Annotated in this window: 19 protein-coding genes; 12 read left to right on the top strand and 7 right to left on the bottom strand. The window is 46.4% G+C overall.

The genetic code is table 11. The features are described from left to right. The first annotated feature begins 126 nt into the window (after positions 1-126). Complete coding sequence (queE, locus tag EPB59_RS06180) at positions 127-777, top strand: 7-carboxy-7-deazaguanine synthase QueE (protein WP_154171862.1); 651 nt, start codon at positions 127-129, stop codon at positions 775-777. Between the two features lie 12 nt (positions 778-789). Continuing rightward, a complete protein-coding gene (gene queC, locus EPB59_RS06175; protein ID WP_095476621.1) occupies positions 790-1,485 on the top strand; it encodes a 7-cyano-7-deazaguanine synthase QueC in 696 nt (231 codons plus the stop codon). On the opposite strand, the gene EPB59_RS06170 is transcribed toward queC, so the two are convergent. After that, entirely contained in the window at positions 1,448-3,403 is a 1,956-nt protein-coding gene (locus EPB59_RS06170; RefSeq protein WP_154171860.1) for a diguanylate cyclase domain-containing protein, read from the bottom strand. The two genes, queC and EPB59_RS06170, sit on opposite strands and share 38 nt — an antisense overlap. A 266-nt stretch (positions 3,404-3,669) precedes the next feature. Here EPB59_RS06170 and EPB59_RS06165 point away from each other — a divergent pair, with 266 nt between their 5' ends. From EPB59_RS06165 to EPB59_RS06155, 3 genes are all read left to right on the top strand, one after another. Beyond that, on the top strand, positions 3,670-3,894 hold the full coding sequence (locus EPB59_RS06165) for a hypothetical protein (protein WP_055050726.1): 225 nt from the start codon (positions 3,670-3,672) through the stop codon (positions 3,892-3,894). A 144-nt stretch (positions 3,895-4,038) separates the two neighbouring features. Next, positions 4,039-5,052, top strand: a complete 1,014-nt coding sequence (locus EPB59_RS06160) for an ABC transporter substrate-binding protein (protein WP_154171858.1) — start codon at positions 4,039-4,041, stop codon at positions 5,050-5,052. Beyond that, positions 5,052-6,383 carry a GGDEF domain-containing protein gene (locus tag EPB59_RS06155; RefSeq protein WP_095476617.1) on the top strand — a complete coding sequence of 444 codons (1,332 nt, stop codon included), beginning with the start codon at positions 5,052-5,054 and terminating at the stop codon, positions 6,381-6,383. The genes EPB59_RS06160 and EPB59_RS06155 overlap by 1 nt, the downstream gene beginning before the upstream one ends. 63 nt (positions 6,384-6,446) lie before the next feature. Here the strand turns inward: EPB59_RS06155 and EPB59_RS06150 are convergent, their stop codons facing one another. Further along, complete coding sequence (locus EPB59_RS06150) at positions 6,447-7,103, bottom strand: hypothetical protein (RefSeq protein WP_055050729.1); 657 nt, start codon at positions 7,101-7,103, stop codon at positions 6,447-6,449. A gap of 388 nt (positions 7,104-7,491) precedes the next feature. Between EPB59_RS06150 and EPB59_RS06145 the strand changes: the two genes are divergently transcribed. Further along, positions 7,492-8,568, top strand: a complete 1,077-nt coding sequence (locus EPB59_RS06145; protein ID WP_195707098.1) for a GGDEF domain-containing protein — start codon at positions 7,492-7,494, stop codon at positions 8,566-8,568. 57 nt (positions 8,569-8,625) lie between these two features. Here the strand turns inward: EPB59_RS06145 and EPB59_RS06140 are convergent, their stop codons facing one another. Genes EPB59_RS06140 through EPB59_RS06130 form a run of 3 tightly spaced genes read right to left on the bottom strand, consistent with a single transcriptional unit; the run spans position 8,626 to position 14,038 of the window. Next, positions 8,626-11,445 (bottom strand): Hsp70 family protein, encoded by a 2,820-nt coding sequence (locus tag EPB59_RS06140; protein WP_195707075.1) that lies wholly within the window; start codon positions 11,443-11,445, stop codon positions 8,626-8,628. A gap of 59 nt (positions 11,446-11,504) precedes the next feature. Continuing rightward, complete coding sequence (locus tag EPB59_RS06135; RefSeq protein WP_154171852.1) at positions 11,505-13,406, bottom strand: Hsp70 family protein; 1,902 nt, start codon at positions 13,404-13,406, stop codon at positions 11,505-11,507. Then, on the bottom strand, positions 13,406-14,038 hold the full coding sequence (locus EPB59_RS06130) for a DUF2760 domain-containing protein (protein ID WP_154171850.1): 633 nt from the start codon (positions 14,036-14,038) through the stop codon (positions 13,406-13,408). Before EPB59_RS06130 ends, EPB59_RS06135 begins: the two co-directional genes overlap by 1 nt. Positions 14,039-14,480: 442 nt before the next feature. Here EPB59_RS06130 and EPB59_RS06125 point away from each other — a divergent pair, with 442 nt between their 5' ends. Genes EPB59_RS06125 through EPB59_RS18840 form a run of 3 tightly spaced genes read left to right on the top strand, consistent with a single transcriptional unit; the run spans position 14,481 to position 16,797 of the window. Beyond that, positions 14,481-16,064 (top strand): sensor domain-containing diguanylate cyclase, encoded by a 1,584-nt coding sequence (locus tag EPB59_RS06125; RefSeq protein ID WP_055050733.1) that lies wholly within the window; start codon positions 14,481-14,483, stop codon positions 16,062-16,064. Positions 16,065-16,082: 18 nt separating this feature from the next. Then, positions 16,083-16,613, top strand: a complete 531-nt coding sequence (locus EPB59_RS06120; RefSeq protein ID WP_055050734.1) for a 3'-5' exonuclease — start codon at positions 16,083-16,085, stop codon at positions 16,611-16,613. Positions 16,614-16,668: 55 nt separating this feature from the next. Then, a complete protein-coding gene (locus tag EPB59_RS18840; RefSeq protein ID WP_001915377.1) occupies positions 16,669-16,797 on the top strand; it encodes a hypothetical protein in 129 nt (42 codons plus the stop codon). 97 nt (positions 16,798-16,894) lie between these two features. On the opposite strand, the gene EPB59_RS06115 is transcribed toward EPB59_RS18840, so the two are convergent. Both EPB59_RS06115 and EPB59_RS06110 read right to left on the bottom strand, forming a co-directional pair. Next, positions 16,895-17,353 (bottom strand): TerB family tellurite resistance protein, encoded by a 459-nt coding sequence (locus tag EPB59_RS06115; protein WP_055050735.1) that lies wholly within the window; start codon positions 17,351-17,353, stop codon positions 16,895-16,897. A 52-nt stretch (positions 17,354-17,405) separates the two neighbouring features. Next, positions 17,406-17,756, bottom strand: a complete 351-nt coding sequence (locus EPB59_RS06110; RefSeq protein ID WP_154171849.1) for a hypothetical protein — start codon at positions 17,754-17,756, stop codon at positions 17,406-17,408. A gap of 201 nt (positions 17,757-17,957) precedes the next feature. On the opposite strand from EPB59_RS06110, the gene hrpA reads away from it, so the two are divergent. The 3 genes from hrpA to EPB59_RS06090 all read left to right on the top strand — a co-directional run bounded on the left by hrpA (position 17,958) and on the right by EPB59_RS06090 (position 24,876). Then, positions 17,958-21,887 carry an ATP-dependent RNA helicase HrpA gene (hrpA, locus tag EPB59_RS06100; protein WP_154171848.1) on the top strand — a complete coding sequence of 1,310 codons (3,930 nt, stop codon included), beginning with the start codon at positions 17,958-17,960 and terminating at the stop codon, positions 21,885-21,887. Positions 21,888-22,014: 127 nt separating this feature from the next. Continuing rightward, positions 22,015-22,497 carry an outer membrane beta-barrel protein gene (locus EPB59_RS06095; RefSeq protein ID WP_055050737.1) on the top strand — a complete coding sequence of 161 codons (483 nt, stop codon included), beginning with the start codon at positions 22,015-22,017 and terminating at the stop codon, positions 22,495-22,497. A gap of 198 nt (positions 22,498-22,695) precedes the next feature. Further along, a complete protein-coding gene (locus EPB59_RS06090; RefSeq protein ID WP_154171847.1) occupies positions 22,696-24,876 on the top strand; it encodes an esterase-like activity of phytase family protein in 2,181 nt (726 codons plus the stop codon). The last annotated feature ends 150 nt before the right edge of the window (positions 24,877-25,026 follow it).

The following is a 25,026-nucleotide window of genomic DNA, read 5'->3' as shown; positions in this document are numbered from 1 at the left end:
AACAGGAGTAATTTTGGGCGGCATCTATGCATTTAAATTGACCTCGATCGCCATCTCCATTATGGTCTGCCCCCTGCAACTCTGTTTATCTCTATTAGGTCGTTCATCTTGTACCGAATTAATGAAATGTTTGAAACCATCCAAGGCGAGGGCGTATTTACGGGTGTTCCAGCGGTGTTTGTGCGTTTGCAAGGCTGCCCAGTAGGGTGTGCTTGGTGTGATACGAAGCAGACGTGGGAAAGCCTAGATGCCGATCAAACCTCATTTTCTCAAATCTTACTTAAAACTAGCGATGCCCCTACCTGGTGTCACGCGAGTGCTCAAGATGTTGTTCAGCGTTATCAATCACAAGGTTATCAAGCCAAGCACATTGTGATCACCGGTGGCGAGCCTTGTGTTTATGATTTGACTGAATTAACGCAAGCTTTTGAAAGCATTGGTTGCAATTGTCAAATTGAGACGAGTGGTACTTATGAAGTACGTGCCACACCCTTAACGTGGGTGACGGTGTCACCTAAAGTGGCGATGAAAGGCAAGTTACCGATTCTCGATTCTGCATTACAGCGCGCTAATGAAATTAAACACCCTGTTGCCACCGAAAAAGATATTGATAATCTTGATGAGCTGTTAGTACGAGCAAAAGTTACGGATGAAACGGTGATTGCTTTGCAACCGATTAGTCAAAAGCCTCGTGCGACAGAACTATGCATTCGCACTTGCATTGCGCGCAATTGGCGTCTCTCTATTCAAACTCATAAATATCTCAATATTGCTTAAAGGGAAAACATTATGAATAAAGCCGTCGTCGTGTTCAGTGGTGGGCAAGATTCAACCACTTGTCTCGTTCAAGCGTTGCAAGAATTTGATGAGGTACATGCGATCACTTTTGATTATGGCCAGCGCCATAAGCTTGAAATTGAAGTGGCGCAACAACTGGCCAAACAGCTCGGAGTTACGGCACATAAAGTGATGGATGTCAGCTTGCTCAATGAACTGGCAATCAGTTCATTAACCCGAGATGACATTCCCGTATCACATGAGTTACAGGCAAATGGTCTGCCTAACTCTTTTGTGCCGGGACGCAATATCCTCTTTCTCACCCTAGCAGGTATTTATGCCTACCAAATTGGGGCTAAGACAGTGATTACGGGAGTGTGTGAAACAGATTTTTCAGGCTATCCCGATTGTCGAGATGAGTTTGTAAAATCGATGAACCAATCTCTAGTGAAGGGGATGGATATGCCGTTAACCATTCGTACCCCGTTAATGTGGCTGAATAAAGCGGAAACATGGGCATTAGCCGATCAACTCGGTGCTCTTGATCTGGTGCGTCAGCAAACCTTAACCTGTTACAACGGGTTGATTGGTGATGGTTGTGGGGAGTGTCCAGCTTGCCATTTACGCAAAGCTGGACTCAATGATTACCTCGACAATCGTTCTGACGTACTCAATGCGTTGATGAGCAAGCAGTCAGCAGCCCATTAGTTAGGTCCGCAGCATCAACTATACCACTTCGACCATTCTTCTTAGCGATACTGAGCGCGGTATCAAGTTGAGGGTAGAAGTGGTGTTCGTTCGCTAAAGAACCGTCCAGTGCCAAATAGCTCATTGTTACACTCCAGCCTTGGTTAGAGTTCAGTAGCGCCTCATTTTGAGTATTCACGGAGTAATGAAGGGCGAATATCCGTGTTTCGGCACTGGTACGATCGCTGTTTGGCATCACAATTAAAAACTCATCGTCACCTAACCGACACAAGAAATCCTTAGAGCTGAGCTGCTCTTGCAGTGTATTAACCATGCTTTGTAACGCTGCATCCCCATGCTCATATCCAAAATTTTCATTGAACTCACGCAACTGATCTATATCGAGTAACACCAACAGGTGTGTTTGTTCCGAACGAGCACATGCATCAATATGCGTTAAACGTTCTAAGCCAGCCGTCCGACTTAGCACTCCGTGAAGACGATCCTGTGTACTCTGCGCACACTCTCTTTTACGTCGATAGTAAGCAAAAGGCAGAGCTAGTGCGAGTAAGAGAATCAGGATGGAAAGCGAAATACGTTGCCACTTCAACACTTCGTATTTCTCGGTTAAGGTTTGATAGTTTTCACGCCAGAAATTGACACTGCGCTTTTGTTCTAACTCTGCTTTAGAAAGATCGAGAGCCTCAAACGCTTTGCGCTGTTCCGTATTACGCAATTGCAACTCACTTTCCGCATATTGACGATACCAGTTCAATGCTTGTTGATACTGTTGTTGATGATCGGCAATGGTGGCGAGCTGCAGTAATCCTTCTGCTTTGATCCGCGGGAGAGAGGCAGTCTCGGCAATGGTGATAGCTTGGTTGGCATAATCGATGGCTTGAGGATATTTCTGCTCTTTCAAAAATGCTTGTGAAAGCGACAAGTAAATGAGGCTTTTCAGGTACTGATCTTGATGTTGATTGACATAATCCAAGGCTTGCAAAAGATGCTGATCACCTTCGATAAAATTGTTTAATGCAACATAAGCTTTGCCGAGCCCAAGGTGAACATAAGCAAGCCCAAAAAGGTAATTGCTGGGGGAGAGCAGTTTTTCCGCTTGAATAAAATGCTCAATGCTCTGTTGATATGCGCCTTGTTTGAAATAAACATCGCCTAAGCTGTGCTCAACTTGCGCAATCAATAAGGGATTGCTCTGCTGTTGACGGTATTCCAAAGCCTTATTCAGGTAGTCTAGGGCTGGTTCATATTGCCCTAATGTGTTCATCAGCAAGCCCACATCATTGTAGACCCCTGAGGGGTCGACGTAGTCTGGTAAGAGTTTGAGCAGGGTGTCGTAAACGCCTAAGGCTTCTTGATACTCACCCAAATATTCAAGGTTATTCGCCACTAAATGCAAACCGCGATAGCGCGGAAACAGAGGGTTTTCTGCATTCTGTAAACGTTGATCCATCTGTGAGCAGTAAAAACGCGCTTTGTAAGGTCTTCCATGGCGTTGAAATAATCGGCAAAGATGATATTCGAACAACACCAAGCCATCTTGGTCATCTTGTTGCTTCATCTCTGAATAAAACGCCAGATACGTCGCTTCTGCGTTTTGATAATTGAGCGCTTCTTCTTGATTCAGTGCTTCTAAGAAACGTTGTTCGCTTGCCGTATAAGCATCTTGTACCTCTGCTGCTTCACCATAATAGGGTTGGCCTTGGAGCACAAAATAGCCTTGAATTCTAGAAACAATATAGAGTTTTTCCGTACCATCAGGGAGAGAGCGGTAGCGATCGCGCAACAGCTGCAATGCACTTTCATCATGTTTATACAGTGATTTCGCGTATACCTCTTCCCACGCTAAGCGTTCGGATGCGGTGCAGAGAGAGGCAAACAGACTCAGTACAAGCAATGAGGGTTTCAAATAGAGTTTCATAATCTAATAATGTGATCTTGGTTCGGAAAATATATAGAACAGTCACTTGATAAACAATCGCTTATTCAACGTGTTGTCTCATTTTGTGATGATAACGGCATGCTAACACAAGATATTCACTGCGCTGATGTATCGTTCGTGTTTCTTGGCTTTTTATCATGAATAGAACGCGACGACTAAAATGCTGTATGAAATCACAGTATTTTGGTTGACAATCGTATAAAGCTAACTATGCTGTGATTATATACAGTATGGGAGGGCTTAATATGTTTTTAGATACTTTAGAACGTGTTAATCGTTTGCGCCAAAAAGCGATGAACAACCCTGAATTTCTTCAATCCGCTAAACAGCATGAAGAAACCTTGCAGCATGTAGAGCAGTACTTCGAACCGAAAAAGGCTCGTAAAGCCGCTCCTAAACGTCAAAAAACGTTGGCTGATATTTATGATCAAGCCGAATTTGGCGGTCGTCCTGATGGAGTCACTCACTAACCCTATGATGATAGGTCAAAAAACGGATGTGATTTCATTTGCATAAAAAAGGGAGTGCTGTTAATTAGTAACAGCACTCGCGAATCGCTAATTTGCAACTAAACTGAATCATAGAACGATATACATATAGATTCAGAGGTTGGCATGTTCTTGGCTAGGCAATCCCATCGATGGATGGTTTACCTATTATCTGTAGCAATGGCTTTGGGCTTATGGTTGTGGTGGAAACCCTTGATCAATTCCACAGCTTCAGTCACGACCCTCGCACCAATTAAAATTGCGGTATCACAAACGCCGCTTTCTTCCCCTTTTTATATTGCAGATCAACTGGGTTTTTTTAGAGAGCAAGGGATCAATGTGGAATTGGTGGCTTGCAGTGGTGGTGTTCAATGCAGTCAGGCCTTACTAAAAGGCGATGTGAGTTATGCAACCGCTTCGGAATCGGTGGTGATGTTTACCAGTTTTGAGCGTCAGGATTTCGAAATTCTTGCCAGTTTTGTTCAGTCGGATAATGACGTAAAACTACTTGCTTTAAAAGAGGATGAAATACATACAATCGGCGATCTGCAAAACAAACGGATTGGCATGATTAAAGCCAGTTCGAGTGAATTCTATTTTGATTCATTATTGTTAGTGAATAATTTAAAAGGAATTCCCCTAAATAAAGTGTATGGTTCGCCAGAAGAATTGTATCAGAAACTATTTGATAAACAGCTTGATGCTGTTTCTATTTGGGAGCCTTGGGGTTACAAAATCGATGTTGCGGCGAATTCTCAAGTCAGTAATCTCGGTTTACCCGGAATTTATACTCTGTCGTTTAATTTATTAACGATGAAAAATACCCCCACTTCTGAAAAACAAAATACTCTTGCTATTCTCAAAGCACTTAAACAAGCCATTAGTTGGATGCACCAAAATCCAGAAAAAACGTTACATAGAGTCGCGGGCGTTTTAAGTATTGATGAGAAACAGTTGCAATGGTCATGGCAGGATTACTCTTTCCGTCTTTCGTTAGGGAATACTCTATTAACCAATTTGCAGTTACAAGGTCGTTGGGCTTTAGACAGTCGGCTTGTCCTAGGTGAGATGCCCGATTACCGGCAACTTATGGCAGATGAGCTTTTCCTGAATGCCACGCAAAGTAGTGGAGTTGAGTGATGATTAACTCTTTAACTCGAAAAATGACCCTTCTCTTCATTGCGTCCTTCATGTTGGTAGGTTTTATCGCTTTTTCATTGTTTAACTTGGCTGAAAAACAACAACAGACCAATGCTCAACTCAATACCATTTTAGAAATCCAAAATAGTGTCGCCATGTTACGGGGGCAACTGTGGACCTTTCTGCAATATAAGGATGCAAACAGCCTAGAGCTTGTTTATCGGGCTCAACAAGTTCTTGCTCGGGAATTGAAGACGACCATGATTGAGGATCAACATCTCAATAGTATTCAAAGAATGAACAATAGTTTAGCTGGCTTACTGGAACAAGAGCGTTATATGGCACAAGAGTCTGGAATCACCAAGCTCATCGATGGTATTGGTACTTATGAGCTGTTGCATTCTCGCTACAACATCTTGGTGCAAAACATGAATGAAGAATTAACCTTTATCCAGCGTCAAGTGATGGAAAGTAGCATCAATAGTCAGAGAACCTTATTAATAACAACCATGCTGCACCTATTAGTATTCTCTTCGGTGGTGTGTGGTGTTGCGTTAATTGTTCTACGTCGCTTTCGATATGGCTGTAAGACTCTCCAAGATGGCATAACGAAGATGGCTAAAGGTGATCTGGCAAGTCGAATATCTAATCAAAACAGTGAATTAGAGTTTGTTGAGCTAACTCAATTTTTCAATCAAATGAAAGCCTCTCTGCAAAGTACAACGGTAACTAAAGATGAGTTACAAGCTGAAGTTGCAAGGAAAACTGCAAAATTAGAACGCCAAAAAGCTGAATTGCGCTTCCTGTCTGAACGGGATTCTTTGACCGGCATCTTGAATCGTCGAGCCTTTAAACAGCAGCTTAGTCAAGCATTAGCTAAAGCTAAACGCTCGGATATGAAACTGGCATTACTGTTCTTTGATCTTGATAAATTTAAAGAAATTAACGATACCAAGGGCCATGAAATCGGTGATTTAGTATTACAACAAATTGCGCAAAGGTTAAAAGGTACGATTCGTGAAGCAGATTTTTGTGGTCGTCTTGGTGGTGATGAATTTGTTGTTTGTTTAGATATTTTGCAAGATCACCGAGGGGTCTTGAACAAAGCCTATCAGTTACTCGATAAGCTACAGGCTCCGATCCAAGCGAATGAAGAAAGGCTCAATGTTGGGGTTAGTATTGGTATTGCATTATACCCAGAGCAAGCTTCACAAGTGACGGAATTACTACGTATTGCCGATGAAGCGATGTATGTTGCAAAACATCAGTCAGGCAGCACCATTTATTGCGCTTATCGTAATAAAGATGATGAAACGATCTTGGCTGGCTAATTCATTAACCAATGAATAGGGCAGTGTGGTAAGTTTCCACACTGCCGAAGTGTTGTTTCATGGTTAATGACGAGCATTTTTGAACGATGAACGCTTGTCATGAAAACGCTTGGGGGATTTCCCTTTATTGTTAGAGGCCTTGGTATGAGCCGCCTTCGCTTTTTTATCAGGTGCTTTAGGATCTTTAACAACAAAATACGGGTCTTCATAGTGCTCAGCGGGGCCAAACTCACTTTCAACGATACGGTTCCAGAGAGCACGATCAAAGCTCTGCTCTGGGATTGCAGGGTACAAAGTTTCAATCTCTTCCCATGCGAAACTCATAAACGCGTCTTTTTGAATTCGATTAAATCGCTGAGCGACTTGGTTATGTTTTTTAATCCAAGCTGCTTTAAAGCGCTGTAATTCAGCTTGTGCTTCATCAAGTGGTAAGCGAGATAAATAGATGCGTTTATAGGAGACTTTTCTATCGATCATCGTGCGCATTGCGGTTTGGATATATTCACCATGATGAGTAATTGAAATGTCATCACAATCAAATAAATTAACGCACCAACCTTTAGGCTGAAAATCATCTCGTTGATATTGATGGTTACGAGCAACTAAGGCTTGGTGAAGAACTAAATCCGATTTACCTCGAAAGGTCTGTTGCCATTTGGCAATACGGACTTGAATTGAACCGGGCAAACGAAAAATGTGTGTAAATTTATCTTGTTCCATTGGCTTATTTGCAACCAGAGCTTGTGGGTTTTATTAGTACATAGGCTTGCTTAGCGTAGATGTAGCTAAGAAAAGCCGAGTTAAGCAAAAGAGCAAACTGTCACAGCAGTTAATGACCAACGACGTGAGCCTGATATTTTGGTTATCAAGCAGTAGTTTTTATTTTGGAGGCATATTTTACACTCTACTCGATGGTTAATGCGAGCTTAAGTTGTGACATAATTTATATTTTAGTAGTTATTTGAAGGGAAGAACGCCAAAATGGCGTACTGTTGAGTTTCTTTTTATGCATTCAGGATGACCAAGCATGATGGATCTTTCTTTTTTAGAAATTGCCACGGTGATCAATAACATCGCATGTAGTGCAATAGCAGCACTGTTTTTATACATGCTAAGAAGTAAGTTAAGCGAACATAAATTAGATATGGCAACGTGGTTTGTTTTACTGTTTTTAGCTTACGGCTTGGCTTATACCACCTCTTCGCTGCGATTTATCTTACCAATGGGCTTTGCCATCTTTGTCAATAACTTGCTTTATCAATTGGGTGGTTATTGTATGCTATTTGCCGTATTGCGTTGGTATAAAAAACCGATCAAAAGCGGCTTATATCTACTGATGATGGTTCATTCTTTGTCGTTTGCTTTGCTCTTATATGTTTTGTTCCGATCAAATCCAGAAACCATAGGGATGCGCATATTGATTGCTTCGTTGAACTTGTCATCAGTCTATCTAGTCTCTGCCTTTATCGCGGCAAAAAATGGACAGCGTGGACGTCCAGAACAAACACTATTTGCGGTAGTCTTGGCACTTATGATGGTCATGCTTTATGTTCCTTTTGCTGCCTATCAAACTTTACCTTTGATGGCGGTCTTCCGAGCTGCGACCATTGTGGTACAAAACCTGTTTTTCTTCATTATTCTCGGGACCATGCTCATGCTGTTCCTATTTGAAGAAATTGAATGGCACCGATTGCGGTCCATCCGTGATGAGTTAACGGGTTCTTTCAACCGCCGTTATTTTAAAGAGCATGTACAACGTCAGCTTAACCAGTCAGAAGCAGCTTCCATAATTGCCTTGGTCGATATTGATCATTTCAAACAGATAAATGACACCTATGGGCATGATATTGGTGATGAGGTGATTACTTTTGTCGTCCAGAATCTGGAGTCATTAAACCTAACGGACTGCGTAGTCGCGAGATACGGTGGAGAAGAGTTCGCGATATTTGCCCGTGAAAATGATGAGGCTCGTGTGGCGAAAGCGCTAGATACTGTGCGTGATGAGATTGCGGGTGGTTTTAGTATTGATGATCAGCCTCTTCGTGTTTCTGTCAGTATCGGTGTGGTAATGCTGGATACCTCATATGACTATGGTGATGCCATACGCCAAGCGGATAAAGCTTTATATCAAGCAAAGCAACAAGGTCGAAATCGAGTCATGTTGCAAGCGGTGAATGCGGCTTAAGCCTTTAGAATATCGGAGCCTGATGGCTCCGATATTCATGTTTTGTACAAAGTGGAATTAGTGATTCAGCAAGATTAAGCCGCTAGGCAGACTTTCGCCGAATGCGCGTTGGGTTTCCGCTTCATCCAATTCGACCACTTCACTAACCAGATTAACCCACGAGTCTGAAACGCGACTCTGTTTGAGCTTATCCAACACTTTTGTGCGCCACTCTTCGGAAATATCGCGGCTGCGATCGCCCGTTTTTCGGCACATCATCACGGTGGCGAAAGCGCACATGGGTTCTTTTTGCCAATCTTGCTCTAAAAGCTTAGGTAGCCATTGTTGGATCTGCTCTTTCGGGAGTGTAGCGTGCAGGCTGCCATAGAAGGGAATGCGCGCAGCTAAACGCCCTAAAGCCCACCAGTGTGCTTGTTGGTATTGATTGTGGTTCAGTGCCTTATTCAAAAACCAAGTGGCGAGTAGTGTTTTATCTTCAACCTGTAGCTGCTCTAACGAAGCCGCCAGCCGCACCATGGCTTCGTAGCCTTTTTCTTGGGCTTCTTTGGTCGAAGCAGGAGTTCGCATAGCACTTGGATGCAGGTATTTAGCAATATCCGCAAGTAAGGTTTCTTGCTGTTCCTGATTCAAACCGCCCGCAACTCGACGCCAGAACACCCACCAATCCGTCCAACCTTGAGTGTTGGCAAACTGGATGCCTTGTTGGTAAAGCGCCCAAATTTGTTCAATACGCCAGCTGTCGGTTGCATCGCCAAATCCGGGTCGTAGGCTGAATCCTGCTAGTCGCAGCCAGTTTTTCTCATGCAGCTCTGAACGGCGGCGGCGCTTGCGACCAAGCGCTAGGCTGTCAAACAGGCTACGCAGAGTCGCAAAGTCCCATTCTTCCCGTTTGCCTAAGCGTCTTTCTAACTCTTTGGTCAGTGTTTTGATGGCTTGTTGGTCGGTATTGGTTTTGTTGGCGCTGTAGATCTTGCTGATCAGCGCTTTGGCCTCCTGCAATTTAGGAGAAATCGACGAGTTCTCACTCAATGCATCTTCATTCGACAAGTTCTGGCGAATCTCAAACTCCACTTGCCAACGCTGATTTTCATCATCAGGGTTCACACACACCATTTGCAAAGTGCCGACTTCGGTCAACTGGCAAGCCAGTTGCACCTCGACTCGCTGCTTTTGATTGGCGGCGAGTGGGGTTTCATCCAAAGCTGGTAGGGTGAGTACGTAAGGCGGTAAGGGCTGGAATTTATCGGGGTCGATAGGCAGCAGCGCACCATTTTGTACCTTCTGTTCGGGCACGATTTGGTCGTGAGTTGAGGTCAGCAGATTAAAACGAACAGGCTCACCCACCGTTAGCGAAAAACGGCGACTGGTTAAGCGGATCTCTTGTCCCTCTTCACTGCCTTTCGCGAGCAGACATAAGGCTTTGCCGAGCTTGTTTTTCTCCTGTAAATGCAAGAAATAGGAACGGGCAGAGCCTCCACCAATCTTAAGCAGAGCACCGCGTCTTGCTTTGGCATAAGCCACTGCGCCTAAGGCGACGGACCAATCTGGATGAGGGTTATCGAGCAAAGTAATGGGGCGTCCTAACCATCCGCTCAGCAGCGTGATTAACCGTTGAGTAATCAACTCACTGTTAAATACACCACCATTGAGCAGCAAACCCGTCGGTAGTGCTGAGTTATTTTTTTCAGTAGCTAACGAACCTTGTTCAGCCCCTTGGTGATGGCTGAGAAATTCTGCAATGTGTTTGCTGACAGCGGGATCGGCCGCGTAGGGTAGGCCAAACTCAACGACAGCTCGGCGACGTTTCTCCGGCAGCACGTCTTGTTCTGTCAGCGGGAAAAATCCGTCAAGTGCAATGCGGTGTACTTCATCGCGATGTAACGCCACACTTTGGGTTCCACCCAGTAACTTTGAGCCACTGCCCAACAAGGTGATTTTCATCTGTTCAGGTGCATTTGCTGAAAGCAGGCTCTCTTTGGCTTGGCGAGTTTGTTGGATGAGCTTGGATAAACCCGCAGCACTCAATTTCTTATTTTGATTGAAACGGCTTTCGGCTACGTGAGCCAAGGCAAGGTCGATGTTGTCGCCACCGAGCATAAGGTGATCGCCCACACCAATCCGGTTGAGTTGCAGCGTTTCTTGCTCATCAAATTGCGCGGCAATCAGGCTTAAATCGGTTGTACCGCCGCCCACGTCACACACCAATATCAGCGGCACGTTTTGCAAGATATCGTTCGCTTGAGCTTGATGGCGATGATGCCAGTCATAACAAACTGCTTGTGGCTCTTCCAGCAGGATGATTTTCGGCAATCCGGCCAACTGAGCGGCTTCAAGGGTCAGTTTACGTGCACCTTCATCAAATGAAGCGGGAACGGTTACTACCACTTCTTGTTGTTCTAACGGGTTTAAAGGATGGCGATGATTCCACGCTTGGCGGATATGGTTGAGATAGCTGGCGCTGGCAATGATAGGAGACACTTTTTCGACATCATTTGCTCCTGCCCACGGCAAAATGGGTTGGCTGCGATCAACGTTCGGATGTGAAAGCCAGCTTTTGGCACTAGAAACTTGTCGGCCTTCCACTTTTGCGCCCAACTCACGTGCCCATTCGCCAATAATCACTTGCGGCAGATCGCCATTCACCAACTGTGATTCCCAAGGCAGGGTTAAATCAGAACTTGTGAATTGCCCGTGTGAAGGGTGATAACGGAAAGAAGGAAGAAGCGGACGGCGAACCACTTCACCAGGACCAACCAATTGATCAACGGGGAAAATCTCAACGGGAGATTGTTCTAGAGCATCGTTGAGTTCACAAAAAGCGACCACCGTATTGGTCGTGCCCAAATCAATGCCAACCAGAAAACGTGGTGATGACATGCTATACCTCGTATTCATAAAGGATAAGCGGCACCCCGAAGGATGCCGCTGTAGTCTTTCTAATGTTGCTGTGGTGCAGGCTCGTCTTGTGGGTTGTCACGCACATCAAATTCCACATGCCATTTCTGACCATTATCGGCGGCGATCGCTTCGAGATAGAGCGTACCGACTTCCGTAACACGTGATGCCAGCGTAACCGGAACCACTTCACCTGCACGGCGACCTTCAGAAGCAGGCAAGGTGATCTGAATGGTGGGCAGATCTTCTAGTTCATCATTGCCCCAATCGACAAGGTGAGTACCCGCGACATCATCACGGCGTACGGTTGAACCATAGAATTGGAAGTGCACAGGCTCACCAATCACTAGGCCAAACTGGCGATCTGCGACTTGCGCGCTTGAGCCTTCTTCCATACCAAATGGAGCAACACAGAGTGCTTCCATCGGCGGTGACATGCCCGGAATGGCTGGCATCGCACTTTCAATCCCGACATAGTAAGCCGAAGCTATACCACCACGGATGCGTACACCTTGACCTTGACGCACAACGCCGTAGTAAGCCGCGCCACGTGCTACTGCCAGATCCAAATCCACTCCGGCTAGGAGTTTGGCAGGCGCCGCATTGGCCTGAGTTAGCCAAGCATTAATGGTTTCTAGCAAACGGTCGGCAAGCAAAGTGGATTTCAGCACGCCACCGTTTAGCAAAATAGCACTTGGCTTAATGAAATCGGCTTGTGGAGCGGCCATGCCCGGAATTCCTGCCATCGCGAAAGGCATGCTTTCTGCGTGGTTCTGACCTTGAGCATTCGCTTGCTTGCTTAAAAATGCTGCGATGTGGCGAGTAATGCCGGCATCGTGCGCGTAAGGCAAACTCATTTGAGTCAAAGCTCCGCGCATTTTTTGTTGTGGATGCTCGTTGATAGAAACTGCTGGGAAGAAACCATCGACCAGCGTTTGCTGCACTTCTTCACGAGTCAGCTCGGTTTTCAGTGTTGCGCCGAGCAGTTTAGAACCACGGCTTGGTACCACGATTGGTACTGCGGCCAAATCCGGTTGGCTGAGTAGTGCTTCTTTCGCATCACGACAAGCGTGCGTCATGGCTTGCACTTGCCACATTTGCAGCTCTTTACCTTCTTGCGCCAATTTCATTTTCAGACGATAGGCGAGGGCGAGATCCATGTTATCGCCACCGAGCAGAATATGTTCGCCAACGGCAATACGTTTGAGGGCAAGGTTACCTTCTTCTTCGGTCACTTCGACCAGTGAAAGGTCAGTGGTGCCACCACCGATATCGATCACTAAGACTACATCGCCTACGTTTACTTCATTGCGCCATTGCTCATGGCGGTTATCAATCCAGCTGTAGAGTGCCGCTTGTGGCTCTTCCAGCAACGTTAATTGCTGTAAACCGACATTGCGCGCCGCTTCTGCGGTTAAATCACGGGCGGCAGGATCAAACGAAGCAGGAACGGTAATCGTGACATCTTGCTCAGCCAATGGGGCATCAGGATGGGCGTGATCCCATGCCGCTTGCAAGTGCTCTAAATAAAGCTCAGTGGCACGCAGTGGGGAAATTTTGCTGACATCTTCAGGGCTGCCCGATGGCAAAAAGGCTTCGCGACGATTAACGCCCGCATGGCATAACCATGATTTGGCGCTTGCGACTAAACGAATCGGTGTTTTTGAGCCCAAATTACGCGCAATCGCGCCTACTAATGCGGACGGTTCAGTGCTCCAAGGCAAACGGCGTGAAGCGGCAGCCATTTCATGTTCATGCGGCTGATAGACGAAAGAACCAAGCTGGTTGAGGTTTTCTACTGTGCCCGGCGCCGTCATTTGCGCAATCGACATCACTTCAACACGGCTCTCTTCACTTTGTACATCTTGATAAGCGAGTACGCAGTGGGTAGTACCAAGGTCGATGCCTACACTGTATTTGGCTGAATGAATTGGCATCTCCATTACAGTTCTACCTCCGCAGGAGCCAGAATCGAGGTATCGTAATTGTCAGCCAGTTTTGGCAGGGTGATGGAATCCGCGCGCCAACCTTTGTGGATCAGAGTGCCAACGAATGGTGCTTGGCCAGTAACTTGTCCTGTCAGGCGAATTTCTTGCGCATTGAAGCCTGCTTCAACACTAATTCGGCTCTCTTCTTGTTCGCTACGAATTGGCGATAGAGTGAGATACTCACGCAGCACTTTTTGGCCTCCGCTATGAATCACGCGAGCGGCTGCGCCCACTTCTTCATCAGAAAATTGGCTGACTTCTTCTTGTAAGAAGTCAATCAGGCGAGCTTCTTTTTGCAGCAGCGCCAAAAGTTGCAGTGCTGAATCGGTCGAGGCGGTCGCGAGTTTGGATTCCACCTCAACGACTTTTTCCACCACTTTCTCAACTTCAATGATCTTTTCCACTTCGACAATTTTTTCTACAGGCTTTTCAACCGTCACAATTTTTTCGATCGGTTTTTCTACGATTTTTTCTGTGACTTTGCCTTTGCGAGCAACAGCAATAATCAATAACAGGAGAGAGGAAGCCGCTAGCCCCGCATGGAGCATATCAAAAGTGGTTGGGATCAGGTTTAAGTCGATATTCATCGTGAATTCTCTTTGGCAGACTGTGTGCGTAAGCACAGCAAGTTTTACGCTCTGTAGGAAGGTTTTTGCAACAAGGTCACACTGAGTATGATTTTCTCGGTGAGACTACTGCACATTCCCCAAGGCGGCGTTATAGACTAAGCTCAAAATGGGGGCGGATAGTACCATATTCAAGGACAAAGCAAGCAGAGAATCCCAGCTTGAACACGGCTTGACGGTTTGTTTGGTGGCTTTTTGAGCGATGATCCGTGTGTTTTTTTGTCTGTTTGGAGTGAGGGTGTTTTGGTTTTTTGTGACTAAACGACCGATTTGTTAGCTTGTTATTGATAAATGACTTGAAAGTTTTGGTCTGAATACAGTATGGGTATGGATATATCGCATAACTTCTCGATATCGCTATGAAATGCAATGTCTAAGACAGTCAAAGATAAGGAAGAGGTGAATGCTCAAATTTTTCCGTGAATTCGCACCTTTGCTCGTTCTGGTTAGTGGTTTATTGTTGACGAGTTTCGTGGTCTATACTGCGTATTCACTGCAGGTACGCCATAACCGTACTATGTTGGAGAACCTTGCCGATCGACAAACTATGGCGCTCCAGCAGTTTGTTGACAGTGATATTAACTTTATTGGCTCTGCGGCTAATTTTTTCCACTCAAGTACCAGTGATGATTGGGAACGCTTTCATACTTTCGCGGCAGAAACCCTCAAAGGGTCAAGAAGCCTAATTACCTTAGAGTGGATGGTCAAGGTTGAGGCCGGAGATGTCGATACCTTCACGAAACTCATGCAGCAGCGATTTACGGATTTTAAGCTATTTACGATTCCGCAAAATGGTCAGATTCAATATGGTTTTGGTCAGACTGAAGACGCGAAATTTGTTTTAGCCGATGTGTATCCGCTCAATCATACCAATCGAGCCTTATTGGGATTTTTCTCTGAACGTGAACGCTTTAAGCGGATATTGGGTGACATTGTCACTAATCGCCGACCTAATGTGTCCGATAAAGTTCGTCTTCTGCAGGATGGTATTGATAAGTCGATTACCAAAGATGGTTTGTTGGTCTATCACCCGGTTTTCTCTGCTGAAAATGGCCGCACTCTCATTGGTGTGATGGTGGGGGTGGTTCGTCTATCTACCTATTTCGATAATCTTGTACAAATGAGCGCGGTGGAACAAGACCTCGATATGCGGGTGATGGATACCGGATTTGATTCGGACGACAGCCCAATTCTTTACCAAAGCCCCGGATGGATAAAGCATGAAGGATTGCAGATAGAACGCAAACTCGTGTTACCGAACCGTGACTGGATGGTGCAATTTGCTCTACGTGATTCACTCAACCACAGTGATCAGTGGGCGTTATTGGGATTAGGTCTAGGAGGCATGATTATTTCATTCCTGCTCAGTTACATCATGCGCATGCAGATAGAAGAGCAGCAACGTCTAACGGCGATGATAGAAGATCGTACTGCAGAGTTACGTTACCTTGTTGAACATGACAGCCTGACGGGGATCTATAACAGGCGTTATTTTAGCCGACAGCTTTGCCGTATGCTGGATGAGGAACAAGCGTTTACATTGATCTCATTTGATATTGACCATTTTAAAGAAATTAATGACACCTATGGCCATTTAGCTGGCGATCATGCCTTACAACATGTGGTGTTTACCGTGCAAAAAATTTTGATGGAATCCGATACTTTTGTGCGCCTCGGAGGGGATGAATTTGCCATTCTATCTTCATTGACGGAAAGAAATGAGCTCGTTGAATATTTGGAAGGTATTCGTCAATCGGTTGAAAACAGCCCCTTTATCGCTAGCGATGAAGTGCAACTGGCATTAACCATCAGTATTGGGGCGAGCACTAACTGTCAGTACACCGAGCCTGAAATTTTGCAAAGTGTGGATAATCAGCTGTATCAAAGTAAGTCAAAAGGGCGTAATCGAGTGTCGATTGCTGAGCGATGCAGCAAGGTGGAATCGAATTATCCTGTGAATTCAGGTAGGATGTTCGACTTTATGTAAGCAGAGAAAGAGCCAAGAATGAATTACAACCGTGTTGTGTGCTTCGATTTAGAAATGTGTTGTTGGAACGAAAACGGAGTGGGAACCACGGGCGAAATCATTGAGGTTGGATTGGCAGAAATCGATCTCGCGGCGGGAGAAATCGTCAAGCGTGCACAATATTTCGTTAAGCCAGAACATGATGAAATTTCACTGTTTTGTGCTGAACTCACCGGAATTACACCGCGCAAAATAGAGAAGCAAGGCCGCCCGTTGGCCGAAGTCCTGCAATCTATGGTTAAAAACTTTGGCGGCTCAAATAAGATTTATGCCTCTTGGGGACGCGATGATCGTATTTTGATCAACGAGTGCCAAGAAAAAGGCATTCCAGTACCTTTTCAAGAATTTCTTAATCTCGCCACTTTGTACCGCATTCAACATCGTTTGAAAGACAAACGCATTGGTCATCGCGCGGCTCAAGAATCGCAAGGTATTGAATGGGAAGGGCGTCAGCACTCAGGCTATGTCGATGCCTACAACTTGGCAAAGTTAGCGTTAACCATGCTGTAATGTGATACTCAGCAAATTGTTATGCAACAATTTGGATCTTGTTCTAGGCTTTTGTATGGTTGTCCACAAAGCCGAGTACAAGAATGGAAAATACACTCTACGTCTGTTGGCTGGTGAATGCTCTAAGTTGTATCGCTGTGATGCTCTATTGGCGAATGACACCACCACTCTAGCGACTTTTTAGACAAAAAATCCTAGAGAAAGCCCAAGTTCAAAAGCGCGAATTTCGCGCTTTTTGTCTTTCAGAAAAAGGGAAGGCGTGGGAGGAGATAACACGCGCGTTATTCTGGTGATTGATTTTTGTCTGCGGCCATCAGTTTGGCGCGAATAAACTGGCTGTGGTCGACATACAGCAGCTCAGCGGCCTTGCGAATCACCGCATCTTCGAGTGGATCAATCACGCCATCCGCATTAGCGACTTCCCACATGGCTTGGATCAGCTCAAACCGCTGCTCTTGGGTGAGCGTACGTAGCTGGGAAGTAAAGTCGTACAAAGACGCAGACTGTTTCACCTGTTGCTCAGCACGTTCCAGTAAAGCTAGTGCTTCTTCATCCGTCATATTTAATAGATGCTTTAGAAGAGTGGATTTGGCTTGCTGCTCAGGTTGCGAAATTTGGTGATCGGCCCCCGCCACCTCGGTGAGCAGACAGGCTATCGCAAGCTCTGGAGTGGCTGAATTTTTGGCTAAGTCTTGGCCATCAAGCAGTTGCTTGAATAGTGAAGTGATCGCATTAAACATTGGCAAGCCTTAGATTGTAGAAAGATGTCACTAAAGAATGAGGTCTTGAACCTTACTCTTCAAACATGGAACCTAAAATTTCGATAAATTCTGAGCTAGTGCGTTCGTGGGCAAGAGTAATCAACGCGAGTAGTGCTTCGGCTTTGGTTTTGGGGCCGCTGTCCTCAGCCAAAATCGTCATGAGCTGTGAGCGGATCAATTCCATCTCATGTTCCACAAAGCCGCGACCTTCCTCTTCGCCTTCCCCTTCTTCCGGCGCGTTATCAAAGGTGAGAAACAGCATGTCGTCATCAAGCTGCGCTTCAATTAAGCGTTCTGGAAGCCACACTTCACCCATCACCACGTCGGGATCAAGGTCATCGGGGAGCTGGTTTAAAATCGTTTTCAGTTCAGAGGCTTTCACAATCGCTTCGTTTCCTTAAGGTTCTGTCTTTATTTTAGCGGCCAATTGCGCTGAAAACGAAGCATCTTTTGATTTCAAGCACAGCAATTGCTGTTTCTGTAGACAGGTAACAGTGGCTAAAGCGTGGGATCATGGGCGTGTTGCTAAAACTCTGTGGTACAATCCGCGCAGTTTTTTGGAAAGATAACAATAGGAAATGCTTTGACTTCGTCACAGCCCACACCCGATTCGGCAGCTCAGCCAAAAGCCAATAGCGCTGCCAGTTTAAAAAAGGCGCTCGGAGAGTGCCTGATCAAAGATCGTTTTCGTTTCAGTAAACGCATTGATGGTGCCAGCAAAATCAAAAATGAATTGGCACGCAACGCGGTATTTGACGAAATCGCGCTCGATATTGCTCAATCCATGATGGTGGTGGAGCAGCGCAAGCAACAAATGCCAAAAATCGAGTATCCCGCACTGCTACCGGTTAGCCAAAAGCGCGATGATATTGCACTGGCGATTGCTCATCATCAAGTGGTGATTGTGGCCGGTGAAACCGGTTCAGGCAAAACCACTCAGCTACCGAAAATTTGCGCAGAATTAGGCCGTGGTAAATACGGTTTGATTGGCCATACTCAGCCGCGCCGTCTTGCTGCGCGCTCAGTGGCAAACCGCATTGCTGAAGAGATGGAAACCGAACTCGGTGGCTTTGTTGGCTACAAAGTGCGTTTTACCGACCAAATCTCTGATCAGACCCAAATCAAATTGATGACTGACGGTATCTTGCTGGCGGAGATCCAAAACGATCGTTTCCTTAACCAGTACGACACCATCATTATCGATGAAGCGCATGAGCGCAGTCTCAATATCGATTTTATCTTGGGCTATCTCAAGCAGCTTTTGCCGCGCCGTCCTGATCTCAAAGTCATCATCACCTCGGCGACCATCGACCCTGAGCGCTTCTCGAAGCATTTTAGCAATGCGCCGATCATTGAAGTCTCAGGCCGTACTTATCCGGTGGAAGTGCGCTATCGTCCTCTAGCGGGGGACGATGACAGCGAAAGCGATCGCGACCAACTGGAAGGCATTTTCCAAGCTGTGGATGAGCTGTGCGATGAAGGATTGGGCGACATTCTGATCTTCATGAACGGTGAGCGCGAAATTCGCGATACCGCCGATGCACTGGCAAAACGCAATCTGCGTGATACGGAAATTGTGCCACTGTATGCGCGTTTGTCAGCTGGTGAGCAGAACAAGATTTTCCAACCTCATGCAGGTCGCCGCATCGTGCTAGCAACCAACGTGGCGGAAACCTCGCTAACGGTTCCGGGCATCAAATACGTTATCGACCCGGGTACTGCGCGGATCAGCCGTTACAGCTACCGCACCAAAGTGCAGCGTCTGCCAATTGAACCCGTTTCTCAAGCCAGTGCCAATCAACGTAAAGGTCGCTGTGGACGTACCGAAGAGGGGATCTGTATCCGTCTCTATTCGGAAGAAGATTTCTTGTCGCGCCCAGAATTTACCGATCCCGAGATTCTACGCACCAACTTGGCCTCAGTTATTTTGCAGATGACGGCATTGGGGCTAGGCGATATTGAAGCCTTCCCCTTTGTGGAAGCGCCGGATAAACGTAATGTACAAGATGGTGTGCGTCTGCTCGAAGAGCTGGGCGCGATCAACGATCAAATCAAAGACCCGAAAAAACGCCTCACCGAAAGTGGTAAGCAGCTAGCGCGTTTGCCAATTGATCCACGTTTGGCGCGCATGGTGCTCGAAGCCTCTAAATTCGGCTGTTTGAAAGAAGTGATGATTATTGCTTCCGCGCTGTCGATTCAAGATCCGCGTGAAAGGCCGAGCGATAAGCAGCAAGCATCGGATGAGAAACATCGCCGTTTTAACCATGAAGATTCGGATTTCCTGACGTTAGTGAACCTTTGGCACTACATTGGCCAGCAGCAAAAAGCGTTGACCAGTAACCAGTTCCGCCGTCAGTGCAAGCTCGACTACCTCAACTATTTGCGTGTGCGTGAATGGCAGGATGTGTATACCCAACTGCATCAATCGACTCGGGAAATGGGCTTTAAGCTCAATGATGAACCGGGCAGTTACCATGCGGTACACAGTGCGATTTTGGTCGGTTTGCTGTCGCACATCGGTATGAAAGATCAGGAAAAGAACGAGTACAACGGCGCACGTAATGCACGTTTCAACATTTTCCCTGCCTCTGGTTTATTTAAAAAGCAACCAAAGTGGGTAATGTCTGCTGAGCTGGTGGAAACCTCCAAGCTGTGGGCGCGTGTGGTCGCGAAAATCGAACCGGATTGGATTGAGCCACTGGCGAAACACCTGATCAAACGCAGCTACAGTGAACCGCATTGGTCGAAGAAAAATGCGGCGGTGATGGCGTATGAAAAGGTGATGTTGTATGGCATCCCGATTGTGCCGAAACGCTTGGTCAACTACGGCAATATTGATCCTGTGCTCAGCCGCGAAATTTTCATTCGTAGCGCGCTGGTTGAAGGGGATTGGGAAACCAAACATGCCTTCTTCAAACAAAACCGCGCGCTGCTCGCCGAAGTGGAAGAGTTAGAACACAAATCGCGTCGCCGCGATATTCTGGTTGATGATGAAGAGCTGTTCCAATTCTACGACCAACGTGTCGGCACCGAAGTGGTGTCGGGCCGTCATTTTGATGCGTGGTGGAAAACCGCCAGCCGTAAAACGCCGGATCTGCTCAGCTTTGAAAAAGAGATGCTGTTCAAAGGCGATGCCAGCCACATTACCGATTTGGATTACCCGAACTTCTGGCACCAAGGCAACTTGAAGCTCAAACTCAGTTACCAGTTTGAACCGGGTGAAAACAGTGATGGTGTGACGGTACACATTCCGCTGCCGATATTAAACCAAGTTGAGCCACATGGCTTTGACTGGCAAATTCCCGGTTTGCGCCACGAGTTGGTGGTGAGCTTAATTAAATTGTTGCCGAAAACGCTGCGTAAAAATTTCGTCCCCGCGCCGAATTACGCTGACGCTTTCTTGGCGCGAGTGACACCGTTTGAAATGCCGCTGCTCGATGCAATGGAAAAAGAGCTACGCCGCATGACCGGTGTGACGGTGTTGCGTGAAGATTGGAAACTCGATCAACTGCCTGCGCATTTAAAAATTACTTATCGCGCTGTGGATCACCGTAATCGCAAGCTCAATGAAAGCTGCGATCTGCATGAGTTGAAAGAGAGCTTGAAAGAGAAGGTGCAAGAGACGCTTTCACAAGTCGCGGATGATGATATCGAACAGCGCGATCTGCATACGTGGTCATTTGGCGAGCTGCCGAAAGTGTACCAGCAAAAGCGTGGTGGCTTTGAAGTCAGAGCCTATCCGGCGTTAGTCGATAAGAAAGACAGCGTTGAAATCAAACTGTTTGAAACCGAGCAAGAGCAGCTTAGCGCGATGCGTGCCGGTCAGCGCCGTTTGATTTTGCTTAACGTGCCATCGCCGATCAAATATCTGCACGCCAATCTGCCGAACAAATCTAAACTCGGTTTGTACTTTAATCCGTATGGCAAAGTGTTGGATTTGATTGATGACTGCATTGCCTGCGGTGTTGATAAGCTGATTGAAGAGCGTGGCGGTATGGTGTGGGAGCCACAAGCGTTTGAAGCGCTCAAAGAGCATGTGCGTGCCGAGCTTGGCGATACGGTAGTCGAGATCGCTAAACAGGTAGAAACCATTTTGACCACCGCTTACAACATCAATAAGCGTTTGAAAGGTAAAGTGGATTTCACGATGGCCTTTGCACTTTCTGATGTCAAAGCACAAATCGAAGGGCTAATTTTCAGTGGCTTTGCGACTGAGTGCGGTTGGAAACGTCTGCCGGATATTCTGCGTTACATGCGCGCGATTGAACGTCGGATGGAGAAACTGCCCACTGATCCCAACAAAGATCGTCTGCATATGCTGAAAATTGAATCGGTAGCCAACAAATATAAAGAGCTGCTGAACAAGATCCCGAAAGGGATGGCGATTCCCGATAACGTACGAGAAATCCGTTGGATGCTCGAAGAGTTACGCGTGAGTTATTTTGCTCAGCAATTAGGTACACCATATCCGGTTTCGGATAAACGGATCATCAATGCGATTGACGCTTGTTAGTAATAAACGCGAATTCTGTGAAGTAGGTATGAAATTTGCTTAACAAGCTGAGATGACGGAATTTGCACTCAATGTGGCAACGACTGGCCGCCGTCACCGTTGCCCAATTATTTTAAGAAGGTTAACTATGAAAAAGACATTACTTGCTCTGGCATTACTGGGTGCCTCTTCAACCGCGATGGCGGATTCATGGATCTATGGCGGTGCGTCTGTAGGTCAGTCTGATTTCGAAGGCAAAAATGGTACTGCGTATTCACTGCATGTGGGTACCGGTATTCTGCCGCTGATTGGTTTAGAAGCGGGTTATGTTGATCATGGCGATTTTGATCTGGGTGCGAGCCGCGAGTTGTCTGCGACATCACTGTACTTTGCCGTGAAACCAAGTATTGATTTTGGCCCATTGCATGTTTACGCCAAAGGCGGTCTTCACTCATGGGATCAAAACATCAACGGCAACAAGAGCAACGATGGCATCGACATTATGTATGGTGTGGGGGCGGAATACTTCATCATGGGCCCTGTGTCAGTGGGGGCAAGCTACATGAAGTACACCATGGATAACTCAGATGTCGGCACGATTTCCTTTAACGCGACGTTCCATTTCCTATAAGCGTTATTGAAATAAAGACGTGATGAGCCAGCCGATTTTCGGCTGGCTTTTTTATTGCGCATTGCATAAAAAGCACCCAATGAAGCGATGAGGGGGACGAATGTACCTCCGTATCATAAAAGTGACATCAACTTCTAACCCAATTGTCATAGTGTTTGACTAGGGTGTGTGCCAGTTAATATATAAAAGGAATTTCAAATGCTTAATCCTCATTTCCGCTTAGGTGCATTGGCGGCCGCATTAGCTTGTTTCACTTTCCCCAGCGCAGCTAACACCTTTAATCGCATAGCTAGTTTTGCCGTGGCAAACAACATTCCTCCCACGCTGGATGTGAAGAAAAATACCTCGGCCGAGATCATTACGGTCACCCCTGATGGCAATACCGTGATTTATTCTGATAGTCCACTGGGTGGGATCGGTTTTATGGATATTAAAGACCCTGTCGCTCCTAAAGCTGCTGGTTTCCTATCACTCAATGGTGAGCCAACTTCCATGGCAGCAGCAGGAAAGTGGGTTTTTGCAGGGGTTAACACTTCACTCAGTTATACTCAACCTTCTGGCTATCTGGCGATCGTATCCGTGGCGAGTCACAAAGTTGTCGATCGGTGTGAACTTGGTGGTCAACCGGATTCTGTCGCTGTTTCTAAAGATGGTCGTTATATCGCTGTTGCAATCGAAAATGAGCGTGATGAAGCGTTGAATGATGGGGCGCTTCCCCAAATGCCCGCTGGATTTTTGGTGATTTTGACGACAGATCAGCAAGGTAAGCCCGATTGTAAAAGCCTCAAGCGAGTGGAGCTAACCGGACTAGCGCAAATTGCAGGGGATGATCCCGAGCCTGAGTTTGTGGCATTCAATGATGAAAACCAGATAGCCCTGACGTTACAAGAAAATAATCATTTGGTGATCATCGACGCTGCGAGCGGCAACATTGTGAACCACTTTTCTGCAGGCACAGTCGACCTCAGTCAGATTGATACAGAGAAAGACGGTGCACTGCGTTTTGATGGGAAAATTAAAAACGTATTGCGTGAACCCGATGCCGTGAAATGGTTGGATAACAACCGACTGGTGATCGCCAATGAAGGTGATTACCAAGGTGGTGCGCGTGGATTTACCATCTTTAGTAAAAGTGGTGAAGTGTTGTTTGAAAGCGGTGCGGAGTTTGAACATCAGGCGATCCGTGTTGGGCATTACCCTGAAAAACGCTCGAATAAAAAGGGCATCGAGCCCGAAGGGTTAGAAGTCGCGACCTTTAATGGTCAGCAGTATATTTTTGTGTTGGCCGAACGCGCTTCTCTGGTCGGAGTGTATAAAGACATGGGCGGCAAACCAGAATTTGTACAAATTTTGCCATCAGGCATTGCTCCGGAATCGGCAATTGCAATTCCACAGCGCCAGCTGCTGGTGACCGCCAATGAAGCCGATTTAGGTGAGGATGGCGGTGCGCGTTCACATGTGATGCTATACCAGCTTTCGGAGCGTACTGCTCAATATCCACAGATTATCTCAGGCAATGATGCTCAAGGTTTGCCCATTGGTTGGGGAGCACTGTCCGGTTTAACCAGTGATCCTAAGCAAGCGGGTAAACTCTACGCGGTAAATGACAGCTTTTATTCTGCACAACCGTCAATTTTTACTATCGATGCCACTCAGCAACCGGCATTCATTGAGCAAGCCATTACCGTAAAACGCAATGGTAAGGTGGCGAAAAAGCTCGATCTGGAAGGCATTACGGCTGATGGGAAAGGGGGTTTTTGGCTCGCCTCAGAAGGTGATGCTGAGAAAAAAGTCACTCACGCGCTCTATCATGTTGATGCCACCGGTGAAATCACGCAAGGCGTTGAATTTCCATCTGAATTGCTAGAGCACCAGACCCGATTTGGAGCCGAAGGTGTGGCCATGGTTGGCGATACACTCTGGGTGGCGATTCAGCGTCCTTGGAAAGACGATGGCAAAACCATGACCAAATTGCTGGCTTACAATACCAAAACTCAACAGTGGAATGCCGTGCACTATCCGTTAGAGAATGCAGAGCAAGGGTGGGTCGGTTTATCGGAAATCACTGCCTATAACAATAGATTGTATGTCTTAGAGCGGGATAACCAGATCGCGGGTAACGCCAAAATTAAACGCCTCTATCAAATTGACCTTGCTGATCTCAAACCTGCAAAATTGGGTGAGGCTCTGCCCGTGGTGAAAAAGCAGTTGGCTTATGATTTTCTACCGGATCTGAAAGCAGGAAAGGGCTATGTTGTGGATAAAATCGAAGGGTTTACCATCGATAGTCGTGGGCAGGGGTATGCAGTCACGGATAACGATGGGGTGGATGACAGCAGTGGTGAAACCCTGTTTTTCAAAGTGAATACGCCATTTTAATCTGCGCGTGATCCATCACTAAAAGATACCTTTACAACCCCAGCTCCAAGCTGGGGTTACTTTTTAAGTCGCAGTGATGATTTCTGATGGTGTTTACTGATTTCCCAAAAAACGACAACAACCATACTGCAATGCTTGATGGCACACTCA

Origin of the sequence: Vibrio metoecus, assembly GCF_009665255.1 — a bacterium.
In the GTDB taxonomy this organism is placed as follows: domain Bacteria; phylum Pseudomonadota; class Gammaproteobacteria; order Enterobacterales; family Vibrionaceae; genus Vibrio; species Vibrio metoecus_B.
The sequence above is the reverse complement of the archived record's forward strand: the minus strand, read 5'-3'. Positions and strand labels throughout refer to the sequence as shown.